This is a genomic window from Streptomyces sp. NBC_01439 (assembly GCF_036227605.1).
Classification (GTDB): Bacteria; Actinomycetota; Actinomycetes; order Streptomycetales; family Streptomycetaceae; genus Streptomyces.
In genome coordinates, this window is the sequence record NZ_CP109487.1 from 2,432,181 (window position 1) to 2,451,986 (window position 19,806).

21 protein-coding genes and 3 pseudogenes are annotated in these 19,806 nt (G+C 71.8%); 14 read left to right on the forward strand and 10 right to left on the reverse strand.

All coding sequences use genetic code 11. From position 1 onward, the window contains the following. Position 1: 1 nt before the first annotated feature. Entirely contained in the window at positions 2–898 is an 897-nt protein-coding gene (locus OG207_RS10620) for an FAD binding domain-containing protein (RefSeq protein WP_329098012.1), read from the reverse strand. Between the two features lie 253 nt (positions 899–1,151). Between OG207_RS10620 and OG207_RS10625 the strand changes: the two genes are divergently transcribed. Both OG207_RS10625 and OG207_RS10630 read left to right on the forward strand, forming a co-directional pair. Next, on the forward strand, positions 1,152–2,831 hold the full coding sequence (locus OG207_RS10625; protein ID WP_329098013.1) for a helix-turn-helix domain-containing protein: 1,680 nt from the start codon (positions 1,152–1,154) through the stop codon (positions 2,829–2,831). A 181-nt stretch (positions 2,832–3,012) separates the two neighbouring features. Continuing rightward, positions 3,013–3,789 carry a hypothetical protein gene (locus OG207_RS10630; protein WP_329107533.1) on the forward strand — a complete coding sequence of 259 codons (777 nt, stop codon included), beginning with the start codon at positions 3,013–3,015 and terminating at the stop codon, positions 3,787–3,789. Between the two features lie 126 nt (positions 3,790–3,915). Here OG207_RS10630 and OG207_RS10635 read toward each other — a convergent pair whose 3' ends face one another. Next, complete coding sequence (locus OG207_RS10635; RefSeq protein ID WP_329098015.1) at positions 3,916–4,581, reverse strand: GntR family transcriptional regulator; 666 nt, start codon at positions 4,579–4,581, stop codon at positions 3,916–3,918. Between the two features lie 137 nt (positions 4,582–4,718). Here OG207_RS10635 and OG207_RS10640 point away from each other — a divergent pair, with 137 nt between their 5' ends. Continuing rightward, positions 4,719–5,606, forward strand: coding sequence for a (2Fe-2S)-binding protein (locus tag OG207_RS10640; protein ID WP_329098017.1), 888 nt, complete (start codon positions 4,719–4,721; stop codon positions 5,604–5,606). A gap of 208 nt (positions 5,607–5,814) precedes the next feature. Next, positions 5,815–6,873 carry a DUF2637 domain-containing protein gene (locus OG207_RS10645; RefSeq protein WP_329098018.1) on the forward strand — a complete coding sequence of 353 codons (1,059 nt, stop codon included), beginning with the start codon at positions 5,815–5,817 and terminating at the stop codon, positions 6,871–6,873. Positions 6,874–6,945: 72 nt separating this feature from the next. Here the strand turns inward: OG207_RS10645 and OG207_RS10650 are convergent, their stop codons facing one another. From OG207_RS10650 to OG207_RS10670, 6 genes and pseudogenes are all read right to left on the reverse strand, one after another. Next, complete coding sequence (locus tag OG207_RS10650; RefSeq protein ID WP_402694673.1) at positions 6,946–7,392, reverse strand: ATP-binding protein; 447 nt, start codon at positions 7,390–7,392, stop codon at positions 6,946–6,948. Positions 7,393–7,701: 309 nt separating this feature from the next. After that, positions 7,702–7,965: pseudogene (locus OG207_RS44060) on the reverse strand (thiamine pyrophosphate-dependent enzyme); the annotation flags it as partial. Positions 7,966–8,091: 126 nt separating this feature from the next. Next, positions 8,092–8,507 (reverse strand): annotated as a pseudogene (locus OG207_RS10655) (AraC family transcriptional regulator); the annotation flags it as partial. Between the two features lie 42 nt (positions 8,508–8,549). Further along, positions 8,550–9,815: a multidrug effflux MFS transporter gene (locus OG207_RS10660; RefSeq protein ID WP_329098020.1), complete on the reverse strand. Its 1,266-nt coding sequence runs from the start codon at positions 9,813–9,815 to the stop codon at positions 8,550–8,552. Positions 9,816–9,818: 3 nt separating this feature from the next. After that, positions 9,819–10,463: an NAD(P)-dependent oxidoreductase gene (locus tag OG207_RS10665; protein WP_329098023.1), complete on the reverse strand. Its 645-nt coding sequence runs from the start codon at positions 10,461–10,463 to the stop codon at positions 9,819–9,821. Positions 10,464–10,496: 33 nt separating this feature from the next. Next, complete coding sequence (locus tag OG207_RS10670) at positions 10,497–11,249, reverse strand: MBL fold metallo-hydrolase (RefSeq protein WP_329098025.1); 753 nt, start codon at positions 11,247–11,249, stop codon at positions 10,497–10,499. A gap of 79 nt (positions 11,250–11,328) precedes the next feature. On the opposite strand from OG207_RS10670, the gene OG207_RS10675 reads away from it, so the two are divergent. From OG207_RS10675 to OG207_RS10695, 5 genes and pseudogenes are all read left to right on the forward strand, one after another. Next, positions 11,329–11,958, forward strand: a complete 630-nt coding sequence (locus OG207_RS10675) for a helix-turn-helix domain-containing protein (RefSeq protein WP_329098027.1) — start codon at positions 11,329–11,331, stop codon at positions 11,956–11,958. A 172-nt stretch (positions 11,959–12,130) separates the two neighbouring features. Next, the gene (locus OG207_RS10680; protein WP_329098029.1) at positions 12,131–12,346 is read left to right on the forward strand and encodes a hypothetical protein; all 216 of its coding nucleotides are present in this window, start codon (positions 12,131–12,133) and stop codon (positions 12,344–12,346) included. Beyond that, positions 12,325–12,414 (forward strand): annotated as a pseudogene (locus tag OG207_RS10685) (tyrosine-type recombinase/integrase); the annotation flags it as partial. The gene OG207_RS10680 and the pseudogene OG207_RS10685, both read left to right, overlap by 22 nt. Before the next feature lie 127 nt (positions 12,415–12,541). Then, the gene (locus tag OG207_RS10690; RefSeq protein WP_329098031.1) at positions 12,542–12,871 is read left to right on the forward strand and encodes a helix-turn-helix domain-containing protein; all 330 of its coding nucleotides are present in this window, start codon (positions 12,542–12,544) and stop codon (positions 12,869–12,871) included. Between the two features lie 283 nt (positions 12,872–13,154). Further along, positions 13,155–13,838 carry a hypothetical protein gene (locus OG207_RS10695; RefSeq protein WP_329098033.1) on the forward strand — a complete coding sequence of 228 codons (684 nt, stop codon included), beginning with the start codon at positions 13,155–13,157 and terminating at the stop codon, positions 13,836–13,838. A gap of 127 nt (positions 13,839–13,965) precedes the next feature. Here OG207_RS10695 and OG207_RS10700 read toward each other — a convergent pair whose 3' ends face one another. Next, positions 13,966–14,433, reverse strand: coding sequence for a DUF3592 domain-containing protein (locus OG207_RS10700; RefSeq protein ID WP_266608741.1), 468 nt, complete (start codon positions 14,431–14,433; stop codon positions 13,966–13,968). Between the two features lie 257 nt (positions 14,434–14,690). Between OG207_RS10700 and OG207_RS10705 the strand changes: the two genes are divergently transcribed. The 4 genes from OG207_RS10705 (at position 14,691) to OG207_RS10720 (ending at position 16,810) form a co-directional block, all read left to right on the forward strand. Beyond that, positions 14,691–15,008, forward strand: a complete 318-nt coding sequence (locus OG207_RS10705) for a hypothetical protein (protein WP_329098035.1) — start codon at positions 14,691–14,693, stop codon at positions 15,006–15,008. Between the two features lie 44 nt (positions 15,009–15,052). After that, the gene (locus tag OG207_RS10710; protein WP_329098036.1) at positions 15,053–15,562 is read left to right on the forward strand and encodes a hypothetical protein; all 510 of its coding nucleotides are present in this window, start codon (positions 15,053–15,055) and stop codon (positions 15,560–15,562) included. A gap of 228 nt (positions 15,563–15,790) precedes the next feature. Continuing rightward, the gene (locus OG207_RS10715; RefSeq protein ID WP_329098037.1) at positions 15,791–16,231 is read left to right on the forward strand and encodes a GNAT family N-acetyltransferase; all 441 of its coding nucleotides are present in this window, start codon (positions 15,791–15,793) and stop codon (positions 16,229–16,231) included. A gap of 144 nt (positions 16,232–16,375) precedes the next feature. Next, positions 16,376–16,810, forward strand: a complete 435-nt coding sequence (locus OG207_RS10720) for a glutaredoxin domain-containing protein (RefSeq protein WP_329098038.1) — start codon at positions 16,376–16,378, stop codon at positions 16,808–16,810. 33 nt (positions 16,811–16,843) lie between these two features. Here OG207_RS10720 and OG207_RS10725 read toward each other — a convergent pair whose 3' ends face one another. After that, positions 16,844–18,217 carry a protein phosphatase 2C domain-containing protein gene (locus OG207_RS10725; RefSeq protein WP_329098040.1) on the reverse strand — a complete coding sequence of 458 codons (1,374 nt, stop codon included), beginning with the start codon at positions 18,215–18,217 and terminating at the stop codon, positions 16,844–16,846. Positions 18,218–18,806: 589 nt separating this feature from the next. Here OG207_RS10725 and OG207_RS10730 point away from each other — a divergent pair. Further along, positions 18,807–19,790 carry a helix-turn-helix domain-containing protein gene (locus tag OG207_RS10730; protein ID WP_329107537.1) on the forward strand — a complete coding sequence of 328 codons (984 nt, stop codon included), beginning with the start codon at positions 18,807–18,809 and terminating at the stop codon, positions 19,788–19,790. The last annotated feature ends 16 nt before the right edge of the window (positions 19,791–19,806 follow it).

A 19,806-nucleotide genomic window follows, 5' to 3' on the forward strand; every position in this document is an offset into this window, starting at 1 on the left:
ATTACGCAGCCCCTTCAAGCGAGCGGCCGTTGCCGGTACCGCGGTACTGCTCCCAGGTCCAGACGAGCTGGCGGCGAGCCATGATGCCGACCGCGTGACGGCGGTACTTCGCCGTGCCGCGGACGTCGTCGATCGGGTTGGCCGCGCCGGAGGCGAGGTCACCGAACTGCTTGGCGATCGACGGGGTGATGACCTTGCCGGACTCCCAGAAGCCGCCCTCGTCGAGCGCGGCGTTCAGGAACTCCTCGGCGGCCTTCGCCCGGATGGGCGTCGGCGCGGCCGAACCGATGCCGGTGCGGACCGTGCGGGTCTCGGGGTGCAGCGCCAGACCGAACGCGCAGACCGCGATGACCATCGCGTTGCGGGAGCCGACCTTGGAGTACTGCTGGGGGCCGTCCGCCTTCTTGACGTGAACGGTCTTGATGAGCTCGTCGGCGGCCAGCGCGTTGCGCTTCACACCCGTGTAGAACTCGTCGATCGGGATGAGGCGGGAGCCGCGTACGGATTCCACCTCGACCTCGGCGCCCGCCGCGAGCAGCGCGGGGTGGGAGTCGCCGGCCGGCGAGGCACAACCGAGGTTGCCGCCGACACCGCCGCGGTTGCGGATCTGCGGGGACGCGACCGTGTGCGAGGCGAGCGCGAGTCCCGGGAGCTCCGTGCGGAGGTTCTCCATGATCTGGGTGTACGGGACGGAGGCGCCCAGGCGGACCACGTCCTCGCCGACCTCCCATTCCCGCAGCAGACCGATGCGGTTCAGGTCCAGGAGGTACTCCGGCCGACGGTGGTCGAAGTTGATCTCGACCATCACGTCGGTGCCACCCGCAATCGGCACAGCTGAGGGGAACTCGGCCTTAGCGGCGAGCGCCTCCTCCCAGCTGGCGGGGCGAAGGAAGTCCATGAGCGGCTCTCTTCTTCTTCATCGTGTCGTTTACTTCAAGCCAGGAGGCCTGAGAGCCCTCGACTGGTCGTTCACGTGCTGTTAACGCGGTGTGGACCCAGTACACAAGCAGCTCGCCCCCCGGTGCAGTCACTGAAACCATGAAGGAGTTGGCTGACGGCCTCCCTCGTCTTGTAGATTCGTATGAAAGGCAGGATGCGACGACCTGCCCGTTTTCCAACGGCAACATTCGAGACAGATCGGCGGCGACATCATGCGGCTGCGCGCACTGCTGGAAACCGAGGCGCTGGGGCTGCGGCTGCTCGGCGGCGAGGGTGAACTCGACCGGACGGTCCGCGGGGTCATGACGACCGACCTACGGGATCCCAGCCGGTACCTGTCGGGGGGCGAACTCGTCTTGACCGGCCTGGCATGGAGACGAAATTCAGCCGACTCCGAGCCATTCGTACGAATCCTGGCGGGCGCGGGCGTCGCCGGGCTCGCCGCGGGCGAGGCGGAGCTGCAGGCCATTCCCGATGATCTTGTTTCGGCCTGTGTGCGCAACCGGCTGCCGCTGTTCGCCGTGAACGAGGACGTTGCATTCGCCACGATCACCGAGTACGTCGTCCGGCAGGTTTCGGGCGAGCGCGCCGGAGACCTCGCGGCCGTCGTCGACCGACACCGCCGGCTGATGACCTCGGGTCCGGCCGGTGGCGGCCCCGACGTGGTGCTCGATCTGCTCACCACCGACCTCGACCTCCGGGCCTGGGTGCTGTCCCCCACCGGCCGGCAGATCGCCGGGGCGGGCGAGCCGCTGGCGCCGGGCGTGTGCGCAGCACTGGCGGGCGAGCACCTTGCGGCGGTCCGGACGGGCCGCAGGGGGCCGCATCGGATCTCCATCCAGGGTATTACCTACTCGCTCTTCCCGATCAGGGGACACGGGCGCGGGGCCGCCGTCCCGGGCGCCCGGGACGTGCGCGAGACCGTGCTCTCGGACTGGCTGCTGGCCGTCGAGGCGGACGCGGGCGACTGGCCCGCCGAACGCCTCGACCTGCTGCAGGGCGTCACCCAGCTGATCGCCGTGGAGCGGGACCGGCGCGACGCGGCCCGCACCGTGCGCCGCCGCCTCGCACAAGAGGTCCTCGAACTGGTCCAGACGGGTGCCCCGCCCGCGGAGATCGCCGCCCGCCTGCGGGTCGCGGCCCCGGTCCTGCTGCCCGGACTGGGCGCCGCCCCGCACTGGCAGGTCGTCGTGGCCCGGGTGGACTGGGAGGGCGGGGACATCCCCGGCGGCCCGGTGGCCCAGTCGCTGCTCGAGGAGATCCTCGTCGACCCGTCCGTGTCGGGGCCCGAGCCCTCGGACCGGATCGCCGTGGCCCATGCGGGTGACGAGGCCATCGCCCTGGTCCCGCTGCCCTCGCTCTCCGGGGACGCCGGGGAGGACAAGGGCCCCGACTCCGCCCTGCACGCCGACGAGTTGCTCGCCGTCGTACGGGACCCCCTGGCGGCCGGCCTGGCCGACGACGGCCGGCTCACGCTGGGCGTCAGCGCGGCCGTGCACTCCGCCGAGGGGCTGCGCGGGGCGCTGGAGGAGGCCCGGCACGCCCGTCGGGTGGCCGCGGCGCGCCCGGGCCGGGTCTGCGCGGCGGGCCACCACGAGCTGGCCTCGCACGTACTGCTGCTGCCGTTCGTCCCGGACGACGTCCGCCGCGCCTTCACGGCCCGGCTGCTGGACCCGCTGCGGGACTACGACCGGCGGCACCGCGCGGAGCTCATCCCCACGCTGGAGGCCTTCCTGGACTGCGACGGCTCCTGGACCCGCTGCGCGACGCGGTTGCACCTGCACGTCAACACGCTGCGCTACCGCGTCGGACGAATCGAGCAGTTGACGGGTCGGGACCTGTCCCGGCTGGAGGACAAGCTCGACTTCTTCCTGGCACTGCGGATGAGCTGAGGAGATCCGTCCCGGGGCCGTCGGGGTTCGGCCACGGGGCGGCTGATGATCCGTCCGGACTTTGTGAAAGAGTTCACCCAACCCCTTGGCCGATGCCGTGAATCCGTGCTCTCATTTCGCCCCAGGGCTCAACGATGTGCTGCTTGCTTGCTTTGGGGAGGGCAATGTGGCGGACACCGCCATGTCGGGTGCCGGAACGAGCGGAGGAGACGACCCCCTCCAGCGGGCGATATGGCGGCTGCGCTCGCGCGGCTGTTGGACGGATGCGGCGGCGCTCCTGACGCCCCACATCGGCAAGGCCGGCAGTGCCGGGGCCGCCGTGCAGCGGACCGCGCTGCTGGTGGAACGGTGCCTGTTCACCGGGCAGGGCTGGGCCGAGGCCGAAGACGCGCTGCGGATCGCCGAGGCGGTGTCCCAGGACGACGACGACCGGGGAGCGGCCGCGTGCGAACGGGGCCAGCTGGCGTACGCCGCCACCGTGCTCGGCGTACGCGACCGGGCCGACGAGGCCCGCTCCGCGCTGGGCCGGGCCGCGGCCCTGCTGTCGCCGGAGTCCCGGACCCGCCCGTTGCTGGACTTCCGGCGGGGGCTCGTCGCCGAGCACCTGGCGGACGCCCCGCAATCGGCCCGGCCGGCCTACCACCGGGCCCACGCCGGGGCGGAGGCGCACGGGGACACGCTGCTGCTGTCCTTCACCTGGCGGCACCTGGCCGCGCTGGCCCTGCGGGACGGGGAGGTGGCCGAGGCCCGCAAGGGCTTCGCGGAATCCCTGCGCATCCGGGAGGACCTGGGCTTCCTGATCGGCACGGCCCCGGCGCTGGCCGCGCTGGCCGAGGCCGAACCGGAACCGGAGGCCACCCGGCTCCGCGCGGAGGCCCGCCGCCTGTTCCACCTGCTGGGCGGCATCCCCACCTGGCTGGCGGACCAGCTCCACCCGACCCCGTCGCCCGCGACGTAGCTTCCGGTACCCACCCGGCGCCCCGTCGCCTGCGGCGCGGCTTCCGGTGCCCGCACGGCGCTCCGCGCCCGCGCCTCGAACGCCGGCGGGGCCGGGAGCGGCGTGGGGTCCCGGGCGGAGGTCCGGTCAGGCGGGGGAGCCCGCGAAGTGTTCGCGGACCAGCGACTCCACCACCGCGAGGTCCCGCCCGATCAGGGCCTCCAACAAGGCCGAGTGCTCCGCCGCGTCGGCCACGAGATCGGCCCGGCGCACCCGCGGAGCGCCCGGCAGGGGCCACTGGGCCCGGCGGTGGAGCTCCTCCGCCACCTGCACCAGCTGGTCGTTGCCGGCCAGCCGCAGCACCGACCGGTGGAAGTCCCGGTCCGCTTCCGCGTATCCCGGCAGGTCACCGGCCGCCGCCGCCTCGGCCGTGGCGGCGGCGGCCGGACGCAGGGCCTCCCAGGTGGCCGCCGGAACCGTGCGGGCCAGCCGGATCATCACGGGGACTTCGAGCAGTGCCCGTACCTCGGCCAGCTCGGCGAGCTCCTTCGGGGTGCGGGAGAGCACGCGGAAGCCCCGGTTGGGGAGGCACTCCACCGCCCCCTCCACGGCCAGCTGCTGCATCGCCTCGCGCACGGGGGTCGCGGAGACCCCGAAGCGCTCCCCCAGGGCCGGGCCCGAGTAGATCTCCCCCGGCACCAGCTCTCCGTCGATCAGGGCCGCGCGCAGCGCGTCGAGCACCTGTCCGCGCACCGAATGGCGCAACACCTTCTGCCTTTGTGCCGGCACCCGGGCCTGGGCCGTTTCGTGCACGCGGTCCTCCTCCGGGTCTCGACCTGTCCTGAGAATAAGTGACGGCGCGCGCAGGGAGGGGTGCGGATCGATCCGAATCAGGTAAGGTAAGGCTAACCTGTTAACGATCGTGTGATTCTGTGATTCGGTGGCCCGTCATGACCGTCACGACCTTTCCGGCTGTCACATCCACCCCGCCCGGCTCTGCGGTGATGGACGCGTTCGCCAGGCTGGCCGAGGCGTACGGCGGGCTGCGGGTGATCGAGCGAACCGCCGACGAACCCGTCCCTCGCGGTGTGGGATGGGTCGGCGCGGACGAGCTCGCCGCCGGCGGGCCGGCCCTGGACGCCTTCCTCGCCTGGGACAACGCCCAGGTCCTGAGGGACTACGGGACCCAGGCCCGCCCCGACGTGATCGCGGGCTTCGGACTGCACCGGTATGCGTGGCCGGCCTGCCTGCTGATCACCCTCCCCTGGTTCCTGCACCGGCGGGTCCCCCGCCTCCCGGTCACCGAGGTGGCCTTCCACCGGACGCTGGGCCGGATGAGCGTGCACATCGGGGAATTCGCCTGCCTGCCGGACGATCCCGCGGCCGCGCTCCCGGGGGCCCGCGTCGTGCCCGACGAGGAGGCACTGCGCGACGAGGTGCGGGCAGCGGTGGCCCAGCACCTCGGGCCGCTGCTGGAAGGTTTCGGCCCGCGCATGCGGCGCGGCCGCCGCGCCCTGTGGGGCATGGTGACCGACGAGGTCGTCGAGGGCCTCTGGTACATCGGCAACCTGCTCGGCGAGGAGCAGCGGGCCATGGCCGAGCTGGAGGCGCTCCTGCCGAGGTCCACCGCCCCGTACTCCCCCAGCTACCACTGGGAGGGGCCCCCGGGCGGCGCGGGATTCCGTACGCTCACCGGCCCCGCCGGTGAGGAGCTGCCCACCCGGGACCGGGCCGGCTGTTGCTTCTTCTACACCATCCGCCCCGAGGACACCTGTGTCACCTGTCCCCGGACCTGTGACGCCGACCGGATCGCCCGTCTCGCGGCGACCGCCGCCTGAACCCACCCCGTACGACTGATCGTATTCGAACGCAACTCAGCCCGCACGGGCGTCAGTTCGAACCACAACACCCTATCCGGCGGGCCCCGCCCCCCGATGGCGTCAACTTGCCCCGAAACCCGCGTGCACGCCTCACCGGCTACGCCACTATGGCGCCCGGAAAGCCGTACAGCCGCATGGCCGCACACGCGAGGCGAGGGACATCCGCATGAGACTGACCGACATATCGCTGGACTGGCTGCTGCCCGGCAGCCTGCTGATCCTGGGCGTACTTGCGGCAGTTGCGGTGCTGGCCCGTGGCAGGCGGGAGAGCGAGAAGGCCGCGGCCGACGACAGCTGGGAGCGCAGCGAGGAACGGCGGCGGCGCAAGGAAGCCGTCTACGGGACCGCTTCGTACGTTCTGTTGTTCTGCTGCGCGGCGGTCGCCGCCGCGCTCTCCTTCCACGGGCTGGTCGGCTTCGGCCGACAGAACCTCAACCTCACCGGGGGATGGGAGTACCTGGTCCCCTTCGGCCTCGACGGCGCCGCGATGTTCTGCTCGGTGCTCGCCGTGCGCGAGGCCAGCCACGGCGACGCGGCCCTCGGTTCGCGCATGCTCGTCTGGCTGTTCGCGGGCGCGGCCGCGTGGTTCAACTGGGTGCACGCCCCGCGGGGGATGGGCCACGACGGGGCCCCGCAGTTCTTCGCGGGGATGTCGCTCTCGGCGGCCGTGCTCTTCGACCGCGCCCTCAAGCAGACCCGCCGGGCGGCGCTGCGCGAACAGGGCCTGATCCCGCGGCCGTTGCCGCAGATCCGGATGGTCCGCTGGCTGCGGGCCCCCCGGGAGACCTTCGGCGCCTGGTCGCTCATGCTGCTGGAGGGGGTACGCACCCTCGACGAGGCCGTGGACGAGGTGCGCGAGGACAAGAAGCAGCGGGAGCAGGACCGGCACCGCAGGCGCGATCAGAACCGGCTGGACCGGGCACGCATCAAGGCGCTGGGCCGGCAGAACCGGGCGTTCGGACGGTCGCGCGGCCGCCAGGTCGAGCTCCCGGAACTGACGCAGGGAGCGGGCTCCGCGCCGGTCGGCGCGGAGCCGGCCATACCGGAATCAGGACAACTGCCCCTGCAACGCCGGCCCTCCCTGCAGGCCGTCAACCGAACCGAGTCCCTTGACGTGACCGGCACCCGGATGGTGGACCTCACCGCCGAGGACGACACCCAGACCATTCCCCGGCTGGACTCGCTGGAGCGCAAGCTGAAGGACCTGGAGCAGCAGTTCGGCTGATGCCGTCCGCTCGTCCGGGGAAACCCCACGGGGCCCGCCTCCTCAGGCGGGCCCTGCGTCGTACGGCCCGCGCTACGACGCCTCGTGCCGTCCGTCGAGCTCGAACCACACCACCTTGCCGCTGCCCAAGGCGAGCGCGTCCACGCCCCAGTTGTCGGCGAGCGCCTGCACCAGCACGAGTCCCCGGCCGTGCGTACCGTCGTCGGCGGTCGGTACGTACGGTCGGGGCCGGCGTGCGGCATAGTCCCGGACCTCCACCCGTAACCGGGTGGCGGCGAGGCTCGCGTGCACCTCCGCGCCTCGGTCGGTGTGGACGAGCGCGTTGGTCACGAGCTCGGTGATCAGCAGCTCGGCCACCTCGGCGGCATCGGTCCTGCACCGGTGGCGCATCAACTCCCGCAGGTCCCGGCGGACTTCGCCGACCGCCTTCAGGTCGGCCCGGCGCACGCTCCGGGTGATCCGCAGCGTGTCCACCGCTTCTCCGCCCCCGCCCCCGCCGGCGGACGGCTCGCGCTGCACCGGCCTCCCTCTCCCCCACGGCTTCCCGTTCTTCGCCCCCACCCGCACGGCGATGTCCCTCCGGTATCCTTGCTCTCGAACAGGTCTACGGGATGCATGCCCCCCGGGCGGTTCCGCACTCCTGCGGACTCGGGGGCCGGGCAGGTCGGGGAGGCCGGATCGAGCCATCCGGATCACACGGCCGCCGTCTCCCCCGTACGCGATCTTGCTGGCGGGCCGTGCAAATCCGGCCACGGTTTCGGCGCCGGTCTTCGGAGGAACCCACAAGGCGGCCAGGTCCGTCACCCCGTCCGCCCGAACGGGCCCCCGATGCCGGAAAGCCTCCTCCAAAGCCCCTGTGAGCTGCTCGGCCTTCGCCACGCGGACCCCGTACGCGCCCGCCGCACGCACGAGGGCCGCGACGTCGGGGGCCTGGTCCGCCGCCCCGGAGGAGCGCAGGCCGGAAACCGACACCTCCCACCGGGCCCTTCCACGGGGTGAGTTGTCGAAGAGGAGCATGGTGAAGGGCAGGTCGTACTGCATGAGGGGGAGGAAATCTCCCCTCGGCATCGAGGAACCACTGGCGTCCGCCATCTACACCACTTGACGGTTCCGCTCGGTGGACCGTGCGCCGCTCGTCGCTCGGGCAGTCCCCGGCCATCCACTCCCAGCTCGTCAACTGCACGGCCTCCGGGGACGGTCCGCCGGCCTTCGGGCCCGTCAGGACTGTTCGAGGGTGACGACACATCGGCACGGACAGGTTCCGGGGGTGTGGCCGAAAGTGTGGCGGAAGACGTCGAGGAACGCGCTGGCGGACGACCAGCCGCACAGGTGCGCCACGGTGGCGACCGGGGTGTTCTCGGCCAGCAGCACCAAGGCGTGGTACAGGGGTTGCTGGGATGAGGCCCGCAGCTGGTCGGGCAACACGGCCCGCAGACGGCCGCGTTCGGGGCCTGCGCGTAGGCGGGGATCAGTTCCCGCAGGAGGGGGCCGACCGCCAGGACGGTCGGCCGGTCCAGGCCGAGCGGGTTGTCGCTCGCGGGCAGCCCGACCAGGTGCAGTTCGAGTGCACCGTGCGCCTGGTGGGCGTGCAAGGTCCCGGCCGGCACCCAAATGGCGCGGGTGCCGTCTGGCACGCTGATCGCGGAATCACCCTGTTCGCCAGACGCCGGCCCGATTCACTGGATGCCGGCCCGCCTGCGATCGCGGTGCCGGCGCGGTCGCCAGTGCCCGGCAGGTCCTCGGCGAGCCGGCCTGCGAGTGCGCTCACCGGGCATCGACCGGGTGAGGACGCCGAATGCGAGCAGGGCGAGCGCCGGCAGCACGGCGACGATGATTCCCATCGGCAAGGCGTCGGTGGCGCCACCCGCGCCGGCCAGCGGAGCAAGTGCCCCGCCGAACATGAACTGGCTGAAGCCGAGCAGAGCGGCTGCCGACCCGGCGTGTCCGCCGTGGTCCGCCAGGGCCTGGGCCGCGGCGTTCGGCATGACCAGGCCCACGCTGGAGACCAGGACGAACAGGCCGATCAGGAGCACGGGCAGGGGTGCCCGTGTCAGCACCGCTCCCAGGACCGTGGTGCCACCGGCTGTCGCGCCCAGCAGACCGGCGAGCAGCAGCACGCGAGCGCCGGCCCGGGCCACCAGCCGGCCGCTGATCTGGGCGGCCGCAATGAGTCCGGCGGCGTTGACGGCGAACACGGCGCTGTACTGCTGCGGTGACAGGCCGTGGATTTCCTGCAGGACGAACGGCGAGCCGGAGATGTAGGCGAACATCGCCGCGAAGACCAGGCCGTTGGCCAGGACGTACCCGGTGAAGACCCGGTCGCTGAGCAGCTGCCCGACGACAGCCGGCAGCGGCTGGGGCGACGCGGAGGACCGGGTCTCCGGCAGTCCTGCGGCGGAGGCCGCCAGCATCACGGCGCCCAGTACGGCCAGGCTCACGAAGATCCCCGGCCAGGCCGTGACGCGCAGTAGCTGGCCGCCGAGGACCGGCGCGAACACCGGCGCCAGGCCGGTGATCAAGGTCAGTGCGGAGAAGAGACGTGCGGTGCGGGTTCCGGAGGTGCGGTCGCGGACCATGGCGTTGGCGATGACGATGCCGAACGCCCCGCCGATGCCCTGGACCAGGCGTAGGCCGACGAGGGTCCGGACGTCGGGCGCCACCGCGCAGAGCGCGCTGGCGATCGTGTAGAGGGCGAGGCCCGCCAGCAACGGACGCCGCCGGCCGTAGGTGTCGCTCAGCGGCCCGGCGATCAGCTGCCCGATGGCCAGCCCGGCCAGGCAGGCGGTGATGGTGAGCTGGGTGGCCGCGGCGCTGGCGCGCAGGTCGCCGGCAAGGTCCGGCAGTCCGGGCAGGTAGCCGTCGATGGACAGTGGTCCCAGGGCCACGAGCGCTGCGAGCAGGACGATGAACCGGGTGTGCCGGCCGGCGGCATCGTTGCTCATGGCTCAGTACGCCACGGTGATGCGGCGGCGGATCGCGGTGCCGCTCTCGATCGTGTCGGCCAAGGCGATCGCGTAGTCGGCGTACGAGATGCGGCTGTTGCCGTCGTCGTCGGTGAGCAGGGTGTCCCCGGCGCTGCGGTAGGCCCCGGTCCGCTCGCCCGCTCCGATGACCGCGGCGGGCGACACGTACGTCCAGTCGAGGTCGTGCACGCCGCGGTAGAGGTCGAGCGCTTCGGACTGGGCCTCGGCGTTGGCCTTCCACAGCGCGGGGAAGTCCGGGTCGTCCATGACCCGGGCGCCGGTCGGCGTGCGCAGGCTACCGGCACCGCCGATGGTGACCAGGCGGGTGACGCCGGCTCGGCGGAGTCCGTCGATCAGCGCACGGGCGGCGCCGACGATCGTGGCGCGGTCGTCCTCCTGGCCGATCCGGGGGCCGACGGCCGACAGTACGGCGTCGTGGGAGGTGGCGAGGCCGGCGACCGCGGCGGCGTCCGTGACGTCACCGGTGGTCACGGTCAGGGCCTTGTGCTCGAGTCCGTCGACGTGGCCGGCTCGGGTGACCGCGGTGACGGTGTGGCCGCGACGCAGTAGTTCCTCGGTGGTGGGCCGGCCGATGTTGCCGCTGGCACCGAACAGGACGATCTTCATGTGTTGCTCCTTGTTCCTGATGGTTTCTGATGGTCAGAGGACGGGCTGACCGTCGGCGATGATCGCCGCGGTGATGCCGCGCTCGTCGGCGGCGTGCTGGAAGCGCTGCTCGATGTCGGGTTGTTCGGTGTAGAACGGCGGGTTGTGGAACAGGCCGTAGTGCATGGCGCAGACGGTGCCGGCGCCGAGTGCGACGGCGGCCTCGACGCCCTGCTCGGGGGTCATGGTCGCCGGGACGTTGGCCGCGTAGCCCTCGAAGTGGGCGATGACGCCGTTGACCGGGACGAACGCGACGTCGAACGGGCCGTGGTCGCGGGCGATCTGCCACCAGCTGCCGTGCCACTGGGTGTCGCCGCAGTGGATGACTCGCCGGCCGGCGCCTTCGACGACCCAGGCGACCTGGTCACAGTCGTTGCCGCGCCAGTCCAGCGAGGTCACCGGGGTGACGGTCAGCTCTCCGATGCGGCGCGACCGGCCCAGGTCCTGGGCAACGGGGGTGATGCCCGCCTCGTGCAGCGCCGCCGCGCTCGGGGTGTGGCAGCCGATCGTGCCGGTGGCCGCGATCCGGGCGATCAGGTCGTGGTCGTAGTGGTCGGGGTGCAGGTGGGTGATGAGGGCGTGGGTGCCGGGCGGGGTGTCGACCGGGTCGACCGGCCGGTGCGGCGGCCCCATCACCGGCGCCAGCGGAGCGACGTTCTCGAGCGGGTCGATCAGCAGGCGGGTGTCGCCGAGACGGATCTCGACGCCGGCCCAGGCCAGCCGACGTACGGAAAGGGTCGTGGTCATGGGCAGCGACGCTAGACCGGCTTTGTTGAGAAAGTCAACAAGAGAGTATTGAATCTCAACCACCATGTAGGGTGGCGGCATGCGCACCTATGGGCAGTACTGCGGCATCGCGAAAACACTGGACGCCGTCGGCGACCGATGGACCCTGCTGATCGTCCGTGAGCTACTCGCCCTGGGTCCGTGCCGGCACACCGACCTGCGCAACGGGCTGCCCGGGATCGCCAGCAACCTGCTGGTCGACCGGCTCCGCGAACTCGAGGAAGCCGGCCTGATCCACCGCGAGGCCGCCCCGCCGCCGGTGGCCACCACCCTGTTCTCCCTCACCGAGCGTGGCCGCGAGCTGGAGCCGGTGCTGCGGGAGCTGAGCCGCTGGGGAATTCCGCTGTTGCGTGAGCCGGCCGGCAACGACACCTTCCGCACCCACTGGCTGGACATGCCCGCCCGGGCACTGACCGACCACCGCCCCGACCAGCCGGCAATCGCCCTGCAACTGCACGCCGACGGCAACGAAGACCTGGTCATCGAAGTCAAGGACGGCTCGGTGCACACACACGCCGGCCGGGTCGACCACCCCACCGCGTCCCTAACCGGACCGCCGCACCTGCTGGCCGCAACCCTGCTCGGCGACCTCGATCTGAGCGCCGCAGTACAGCAAGGCCTGCGGCTCAGCGGCGACCACGAGGCAGTACTGCGCATCCTGCCCCGCTGATGTGCGACATCCCGTGAGTTCTCCTGAGCTCTGCGGAGTCCTTTCCGTTGTGGCCAGGGGGTTCCTCCTCCTTCGAGCGCTCTGTGATCCGGTGACGCAACTTCGGGATTCCTGAAGCGTTCTCACCTCGTCCGACCGATCGGCAGTCGGAATGAAGGCGAGGAGGCTCGGGTTGGCGGCACTGGCAGTCGTACGGGACCTGCGTGAGCACTGGGCGCCGGCATCGTTTGAGGAGCTGGAGCGGTTCGAGACCGACGTGCTGTCCGGGTTCGTCCTCGCGCGGGCCTCGGCAGGGCTGGCGGACGGCACAATCCGCGGGGACGTCGGGCATCTGGACCAGATCAGGACCTGGTTCGGTCGGCCGCTGTGGGACATGGCGAGAAGCTGACGCCGCACGTCCTTCGGCACTTCTGCGCATCCCAACTCTATTCGAACGGGCTGGACTTGCTCGCGATCCAGGAGGTCTTGGGACACTCCTGGATTGCCACGACGATGCGCTATATCCACGTTCAGCAGACCCGGGTCGAGGACGCCTGGGTCACCGGGATGGAACGGGCCGCGAAGCGCTGGAAGGACTGGTCCGATGAGGTGGAACCTGCGGCTGACCGCCGCGAACAAGGGCATCTGGAAGGCGTCCGAGCTTCAGCGAAACCTCGCGGAGCACGGCCTGGTGATCTCCGCCGGGAAGATGTCCGGGCTGTGGTCCGGGCAGCTGGTCTCACTCAAGCTGGAGGACCTGGACGTCATCTGCGTCGTCCTCGGCTGCGAGATCGGAGACCTGCTGATCCCGGAGCCGGGCAAGGTCAACCGCCCTGGCCAGGAGGAGACCGGTCGAGTCGCGGTCGGCTCCGGCACCATCGCGCCCGCCGTGGTGCCCAAGCGCCGCGATGGCCGGTCGCTGCCTCCGACATGAGCCGGTATCCGAAGGGCTACCGCAAGCCCACCGACTCCTGCGACAGCTGCCTGGCCTGGGGCGACTTCAGCGGACGCCTCTGCCCTGCCTGCTACATGTTCGGCCGCAGCCACAAAACGGCCACCTGCGTCGGCTGCCGCCGCGTCCAGCCGCTGAAGTGGGGCTACTGCCGACTGTGCTGGTGCCAGGCCCGGCTCCACGCCAAGACCACCGTCGGCCAGCCGCCCGCCGAGGCAGACGTGAGGGCCGGCTCAACTCCGTCCGGCACCACCAACTGTTCTTCATGGGCTTGCACTACCGCAGAGGATCTGCACCCGTCGTTGCGCACCGCGGAGGAGGGCGGGGAGCCGTCCGGAAGCCATCACCCGCGCCGGCCTGGCGGCCGAGTGCCGACTGGAGACAGCTACCGCTGTTCGGGCAGGTCCCGCGTGACTACAGCCGTCTCGACCCGGCCGCCGTCGATCTGGCCGGCCCCTGGCTGGCCTGGGCGAAGTACCTCGCCTACCAGCTCGCCGAGGCACGGGGCTGGGGACGCGGCATCCGCTTCGCCGTCAACCGCGGCCTGGCCATCGTGCTCACCGAGTACGTCGAGGGCGACGTCATCCGCCACAGCGAGATCTTCACCCCGCTCCGGGCCCTCGATCTGCGGTTCGGACACACCACCACGGTCCTTGAGGAGATGGGGATCTTCCTGAACGACAGCGAGCCCTCCTTCGAACACTGGCTTGCCGAGCGCCTGGAGGGCCTCGCCCCCGGCATCGCGGCAGAGGTCGAGCGCTGGACCCGGGTTCTGCATGACGGCGGCCCCCGCAGCCTTCCCCGACAGCAGAGCACGGTCTGGCTCTACCTCAACGGGGCCCGTCCGGCACTGCTGGACTGGTCGGACCGCTACGACCACCTGCGGGAGGTGACCCGCGAGGACGTCCTCACTCGACCGACTCGAAACCCTCGTCCGCAACCGTCTTAAACGGCTTCAATACCGGCCCGACACCCTCGACGGCTTCATAGCAGGCACCGGCCTGACCCTCGACGCCCCGGCATACCTTGACGAGTCGAAGTCAGTAGCACGGTGATCGGCATGTGGGGCGGGCACGTCATCCAACGGCGCTGGACGCCGCGCGCCGCCGCCGTGCTCGGGCCACCGTCTTCATGACCGGCAGAAGCAGGAACAACACGGCACCCGCGCCGGTCGAGGCGGCTAGCAAGGTCGCCCCACCGCCCTCCACGTCGGCCGCGGCGGCGACTGTCTGCGGATCGTCCGCCCGGTACCGGACGGTGAGGTGCGCGCCCACGGGGTATTTGCTGCCACTACTGCCTGGGGGCAAGGCCGCCACGACGGTGCGGTCCTGCGCCTCGAAGGCGACCGAGCACTGTCCCAGCGCGCACGTGCCGCGGGTATGCATGGTGGCGTCGGCGCGCACACCGTCGCGGAGCGAGCGCAGATGCTGGGCCTGGGGAATCAGTACCAGGGCCGACAGTGCGCCCAGGAGTAGTGCGAGACCGAGCCACACGAAGACTTCCGTACGATGCCCGGCGCCTGCACGTACCGTCTCGTCCACCATGTTCCCTACCCCCGTATGCCCTGCTCACGTAAGGGGCAACAGTATGTGGGGCTCCGCGGCGGGGTCACCCGCTGCTGGCGGCACCCATGAGCCGGTCCGGTTGCCGGACATCGGCAGAACGGGTGGCCCGAGCGACCCCGTTGCCACGGTCGTCCATACAGCCAGCACCTCAAGCCCATCAGGCACTTCGCCAAGGTTCACCCTGACAAGCCGAAGTCAGTATCGCCGGACGAGCACGCCCGCTCGACGACCTCACGATGAAACTGCTGCTGGACTGGCTGGAGCACCGGCGACGCCGGTGGCCGAACACGGCAAACCTGCACTTGCTGATCAACAACCAGACCGCCATGAAGACCAGCCGCGCAAGCAACCACTGGATCAGCGCGGCGATGCGCGGCCAGGACGCGACGCTGGAGCGGCTCCGCGTCGACCGGCAGCTCGAAGAGGCCCTCACCCACGGGCCGGACCCGCTCCACCTCGCCGAGGTGTTCGGGCTCGACGAGAAAACCGCGATGCGCTACGCGGACTCCGCACGAGCACTACTGGAACAGGCCGCTGAACAGCAGCTTCTATGAAATCTGCTCGACCGGGACGCACCCTGAAGGGAATAATCGGGCCGGTGACGTCGACCGAAGCAGCAGCAAGCGCCCTACAGGACCATGCCACCCTCTGGAGCGTGGGAGAAGCCCGTGCGAGCGACGTGGTCGATGCGGCCTGCGATGCGCTCGTCGCCGGACTCGACACCCCCGGCCTTCGTATCCTTGCCGCCTGCACACGTGCCGAGGCGGACTATGACGTCCACGATCTGCTTCCCGCAGCACTCGACGAACTCGGCCTCACCTTCTATTCGCTGGCAAGCGATGCCGGCCAAGAAGCCGCCGCCCGCGCGCTCGCACGCCGCATGCTCGCCGGCGAGCTGACACCTGGGGAGTTCACTTTCCGGATTCACCGGCGCTACGGACATGAGCTGCCCCTGACTGAGCGGCTCGCCGAACTCGACGACGAGTACGACGTCCTCGAATACGGCGACAGAACAGCGGCACAGGTCGATGCCGAGGTCACGGCCGAAGCCCGCCGCCTCGCAGCCCACCCCCACGTTCCCGCCGAACCCACGGGCACGCTCGGCTGATGCACACGGATCGACCCGCGGGTTCCCGCTGAACAGGCTTCAGTTTCCCTGAACCCACGGGGCTCTCCGGGTGTGAGTGGTTGCCGTACGGAAAGTGCCGCTGAGATTGATCTTGCTCCTGCTGGGCTACTTCGCGGGGGCTTCGAGCTGGCGGGGGCCGCCGACCCGCGTCAAGCCTTCTCGGCATGTGGAGTTGACGTCCCACGTGTACTCGGGTCTCCTGCTGCGATGTCTGACCTTCGCTTCCAAGAGCCCGACTGCGATGCCACTCTCAAGGACTGGCAGCACGTCCACAACACGATCATCCCCACCCACGTCTTGTCGTTGGAAGAGGTGCGGGAACGTTCCGAGCGTCACCGCCTGGAGATCGCGCACCTCGATGACACCCTCGTGGGCTGCAGTACGGTGCGCCCGCCGACGGATGACACGCGGACGGCGACGGTGATCGCCAGGGTGCTCGCCGCGCACCGTGGACAAGGGTTCGGGGAGGCCCTCTATCTGCGGGGGCTGCACCGGGCGCGGGAGTTGGGCGCCAGGGTGATCGAGACCGTCGTCCTGTCATCGAACCACGACGGCCTGCGGTTTGCGCTGGAGCACGGGTTCGTCGAGACCGAGCGCTACCTGCTGCCGGGGGACACCATCCCCTGGATCGACTTGCGGCTCTCCTGAGCACGACCGGCCCGAAGGACGTCACCCCGCGGCCCGTGCCCGTGAATTCACCAATCGGTCCCGTTCCGGTCGCCCGTGCCGTTCGGCCGCTGACGGGCGGCCTGGTGCGCGGAGCGTTCCGACCCGTCGATAACCTGCGTCCTCATGATGCGTGCGTGGATGTTGCCGATGCTGTTCGGGGCCGGTGGAGCGGTCGTCTCGGTCGGCCTGGTCTTGAGCGGGAGCCCCGGCCCGGCCGCGGCGCTCCTCCTGGTGTTCGTGCTGCTGGCCGGCGTGCACTCGCCCCTGATGTTCCCGCGGTCGATCGGTGCGCCCGAGGCGCAGCGCCGCAGCGCGGCCGACGGCCGGCCGGTCGTCTTCTGGCGGCCGGGCTGCACGTACTGCATACGGCTGCGCATCCGGCTGGGCCGCAGCGCCCACCAACTCCACTGGGTCGACATCTGGAGCGACCCCGCAGGAGCCGCAGTGGTCAGGGCGGCCAACGACGGGAACGAGACCGTGCCGACCGTCCTCGTCGCGGGCCGGCCGCACACCAACCCGGATCCCGCATGGGTGCGCGGACGGCTCGGACGGCCCTAGCCTTCCGCGTGCCCGGAATCCGTACCGCCCCGGCTACGCCTCCCAGACCGCGGCGGCCGTGCGGTCGTCGGCGTACCCCTTGAGCCGGAGCTGGATGTCCGCGAGGAACGCCGCGAGGCCCGGCGGTTCCTGACGGGACCAGCGGGCGGCGAGTTCCGCCGGGAGCGCGGCCTCCTCACGCATCGGTTCCGACAGGCCCCCGGAGCACAGCAGCAGGGTGTCCCCGGGCCGGGCCACGGCCGCGCGGAAGCGGAAACCGCCGTCCGCGTCCTCGGCCGGCCCGGCGGGCTCCAGGTCCTGCCACTGCCCTGCACGGAGCCGGAAGAGGCCGCCCGCGCCCGCTCCGAAGCAGACCCGGGTGCGGCACTGCGGGTCCACCGGGAGCAGCAGCCCGCGCAGTCCGGCGGTGTACGCCGGTTCCGCGAGCCCCAGCTCGGCGGCGTGGGCCCGCAGTCGCCCGTACCCCCGGTCGGTGAGTCGTTGCAGGCCCGAGCGCAGGGCGTCGCGGCGCCCGGCGCGAATGTCGTCGGCCAGCCGCTCCTGGCTGCGCCCGACGGCCGACGCGACGGTGCGGCACAGTTCGGCGGCGGCCTCGGCGGCCCCGGGGGCGGCCCGGTCCCCGCCCGCGAGGGCCACCAGGACCAGCGCGTCGTCGCCGCTGCCGAAGCGGGCGGTGAGCAGGAAGTCGCGGCGGGCCTCGCCGCGGTAGCGGGCGGAGTCCCCGCGCAGGGAGGCGGCGCGCAGGGTGTAGGTGCCGTAGCGGGCCCCCTCCAGGACGGTGTCCGGGGTCAGTTCCTCGATGGCGGCCGGGTCGGTGGGCGGGAGGGCGCCCGGCTCGGCGGCGTAGGTGGGAGCGCGGTCGCCCAGGTGGGAGACCTCGGGTCGGACGGCCTCCGGTCCGTCCGCCACCGGCTCGGCCACCGGCCCGGACTCGGCCACCGGCGCCGGCTGCTGCGGCTGCAGCTGCTGCGGGGCCGGATCGAACCAGGCATCGGGGCTCGGCGAGTCCGGGTGCCGCACCGGCAACTCGGGCCCGCGCACCGGTGGTACGGCCACGCCCCCGAGCGCGTACCCCGTGGCGTCGCCCGCCCGGGGATCCCTCGGCGGCGGGAGGTCGGGCAGGGTCGGGGTGGGCGCCGGCTCCCCCTGCCGGGGGCCGGGCAGCAGCGACTCCGGGGCCCGCGGAGGTTCCGGGGCCCGCGGAGGTTCCGGCGGGCCCGGATCCGGCGCGAGGTCCGGCGCCGGGCCCGCGGCAGAGGCCGCGACCGGCACCGGTGCCGGGTCCGTCGTGACGCCCGCCGCCGAGCGGAACCGCTTGTCCAGGGTGTCCCCCGGGTCGGGTTCCGCTCCCGCGTCCGGGCCCTCGTAGAGCTTCTGCCACCAGTCGTCCGCGCCCTGCTGACTCATGGCTCCATTCTCTGTCCCCCACGGGGGCGGAAAACGCCGAATGCACGAAAAGGGTCCGCCGGGCCGCCGTCCTCCGACTCCCTTCCGATTCACTCGTACAAGTCGGCCTACGCCGTACGTCCGTACGATCGTTTGGGTGACCGTGGCGCCCTTCGCATGGGTCAGTTCGGCCTTCAGTGACGCGTACTTGCCGCAGGCGCCGGCGTGGTCGACGACCGCGCCCCACCGGGCGGCAGCCCTCGCGGCCCGTGGCACCGGGCCCGATGCCCTGGCCGTTCGCCGGAGTGACCGTCTTCGTCCCGTACGGCGGGGCCGGTTGCCGCGGGAAGGGGATCCCCAGCCCCTGCGGGTACGCCGGCGCGTCGAATGCCGTACGCGATATCGGACGCATCGCTCTCCCCTGGTGCATTCCGGCCAACTGCTGCGTTGCCCGGTGAAAGCGCCGCGTAAATGGCCTCTGGCCAGCGGATGTTGGTGCTGCGATGGCGTCACCTTGGCAGAGTGGAGTCGGGTGCGGCGATGATGTCCGCGGCGGGTTTGCGCCGTGGCCGCTTCCCGCCGGGCGCGTGTCGAAAGGTGGGTGAACGAGTTGCTGGGTGCCATAGGCCTGGACGAGGGCCAGGAGTCGGCGTACCGCGCGCTGGTCGCGCTGGGGGCCGCGGAGGTACCCGACCTCGCGCACCGGCTGACGCTGCCGGTGCCGCAAGCCGAACGAGCCCTGCGCCATCTGGAGCGGCACGGACTGGCGGCGCAGTCCTCGACCCGGCCCGGGCGCTGGGTGGCGGCCCCGCCGGGGGTGGCCCTCGGGGCCTTGCTGACCCAGCAGCGGCACGAGCTGGAGCAGGCGGAGCTGGCGGCGGCGCTACTGGCCGAGGAGTACCGGGCGGAGGCGACCGAACCGGCGGTGCACGACCTCGTGGAGGTGGTGCAGGGCGCGAGCGCGGTGGCGCACCGCTTCCACCAGATCCGGCTGGGCGCGGAGAAGGAGGTCTGCGCGCTGGTCACCGGCCGGCCGCAGGCGGTGACGGGGACGGGGGCGGACCACGACGCGGCCGACCGGGGCTCGGTGCGCGGGGTCGACTACCGGGTGGTCATCGAGCGGGAGGTGCTGACCGCGCCGAGCGGGATCCGGGAGGCGTCGACGGCGCTGGCGCGCGGCGAGCAGATCCGGGTGACGGGGCAGGTCCCGACCAAGCTGGTGATCGCGGACCGGTCGCTGGCCGTGGTCCCCCTGACGGCCCGCGGGGCGGATCCGGCGGCGCTGGTGGTGCACGCGTCGGGGCTGTTGGAATCCCTGACCGGCCTGTTCGAGGCGGTGTGGCGGGAGTCGTTGCCGCTGCGGCTGGGGGCGGCCGGTTCGGCCGAGGAGGCCGAAGGCAGCCCCGATGCCACGGACCTGGAGATCCTCTCGCTGCTCCTGGCGGGCATGACGGACGCGAGCGTGGCGAAGCACCTGGAGTTGGGGCTGCGGACGGTGCAGCGGCGGGTCAAGGGCCTGATGGAGCTGACCGGGGTGACGACGCGACTGCAGCTGGGCTGGCACGCGTCCGAGCGGGGCTGGGTGGCCCGATAGCCCCAGGTCGGTCAGG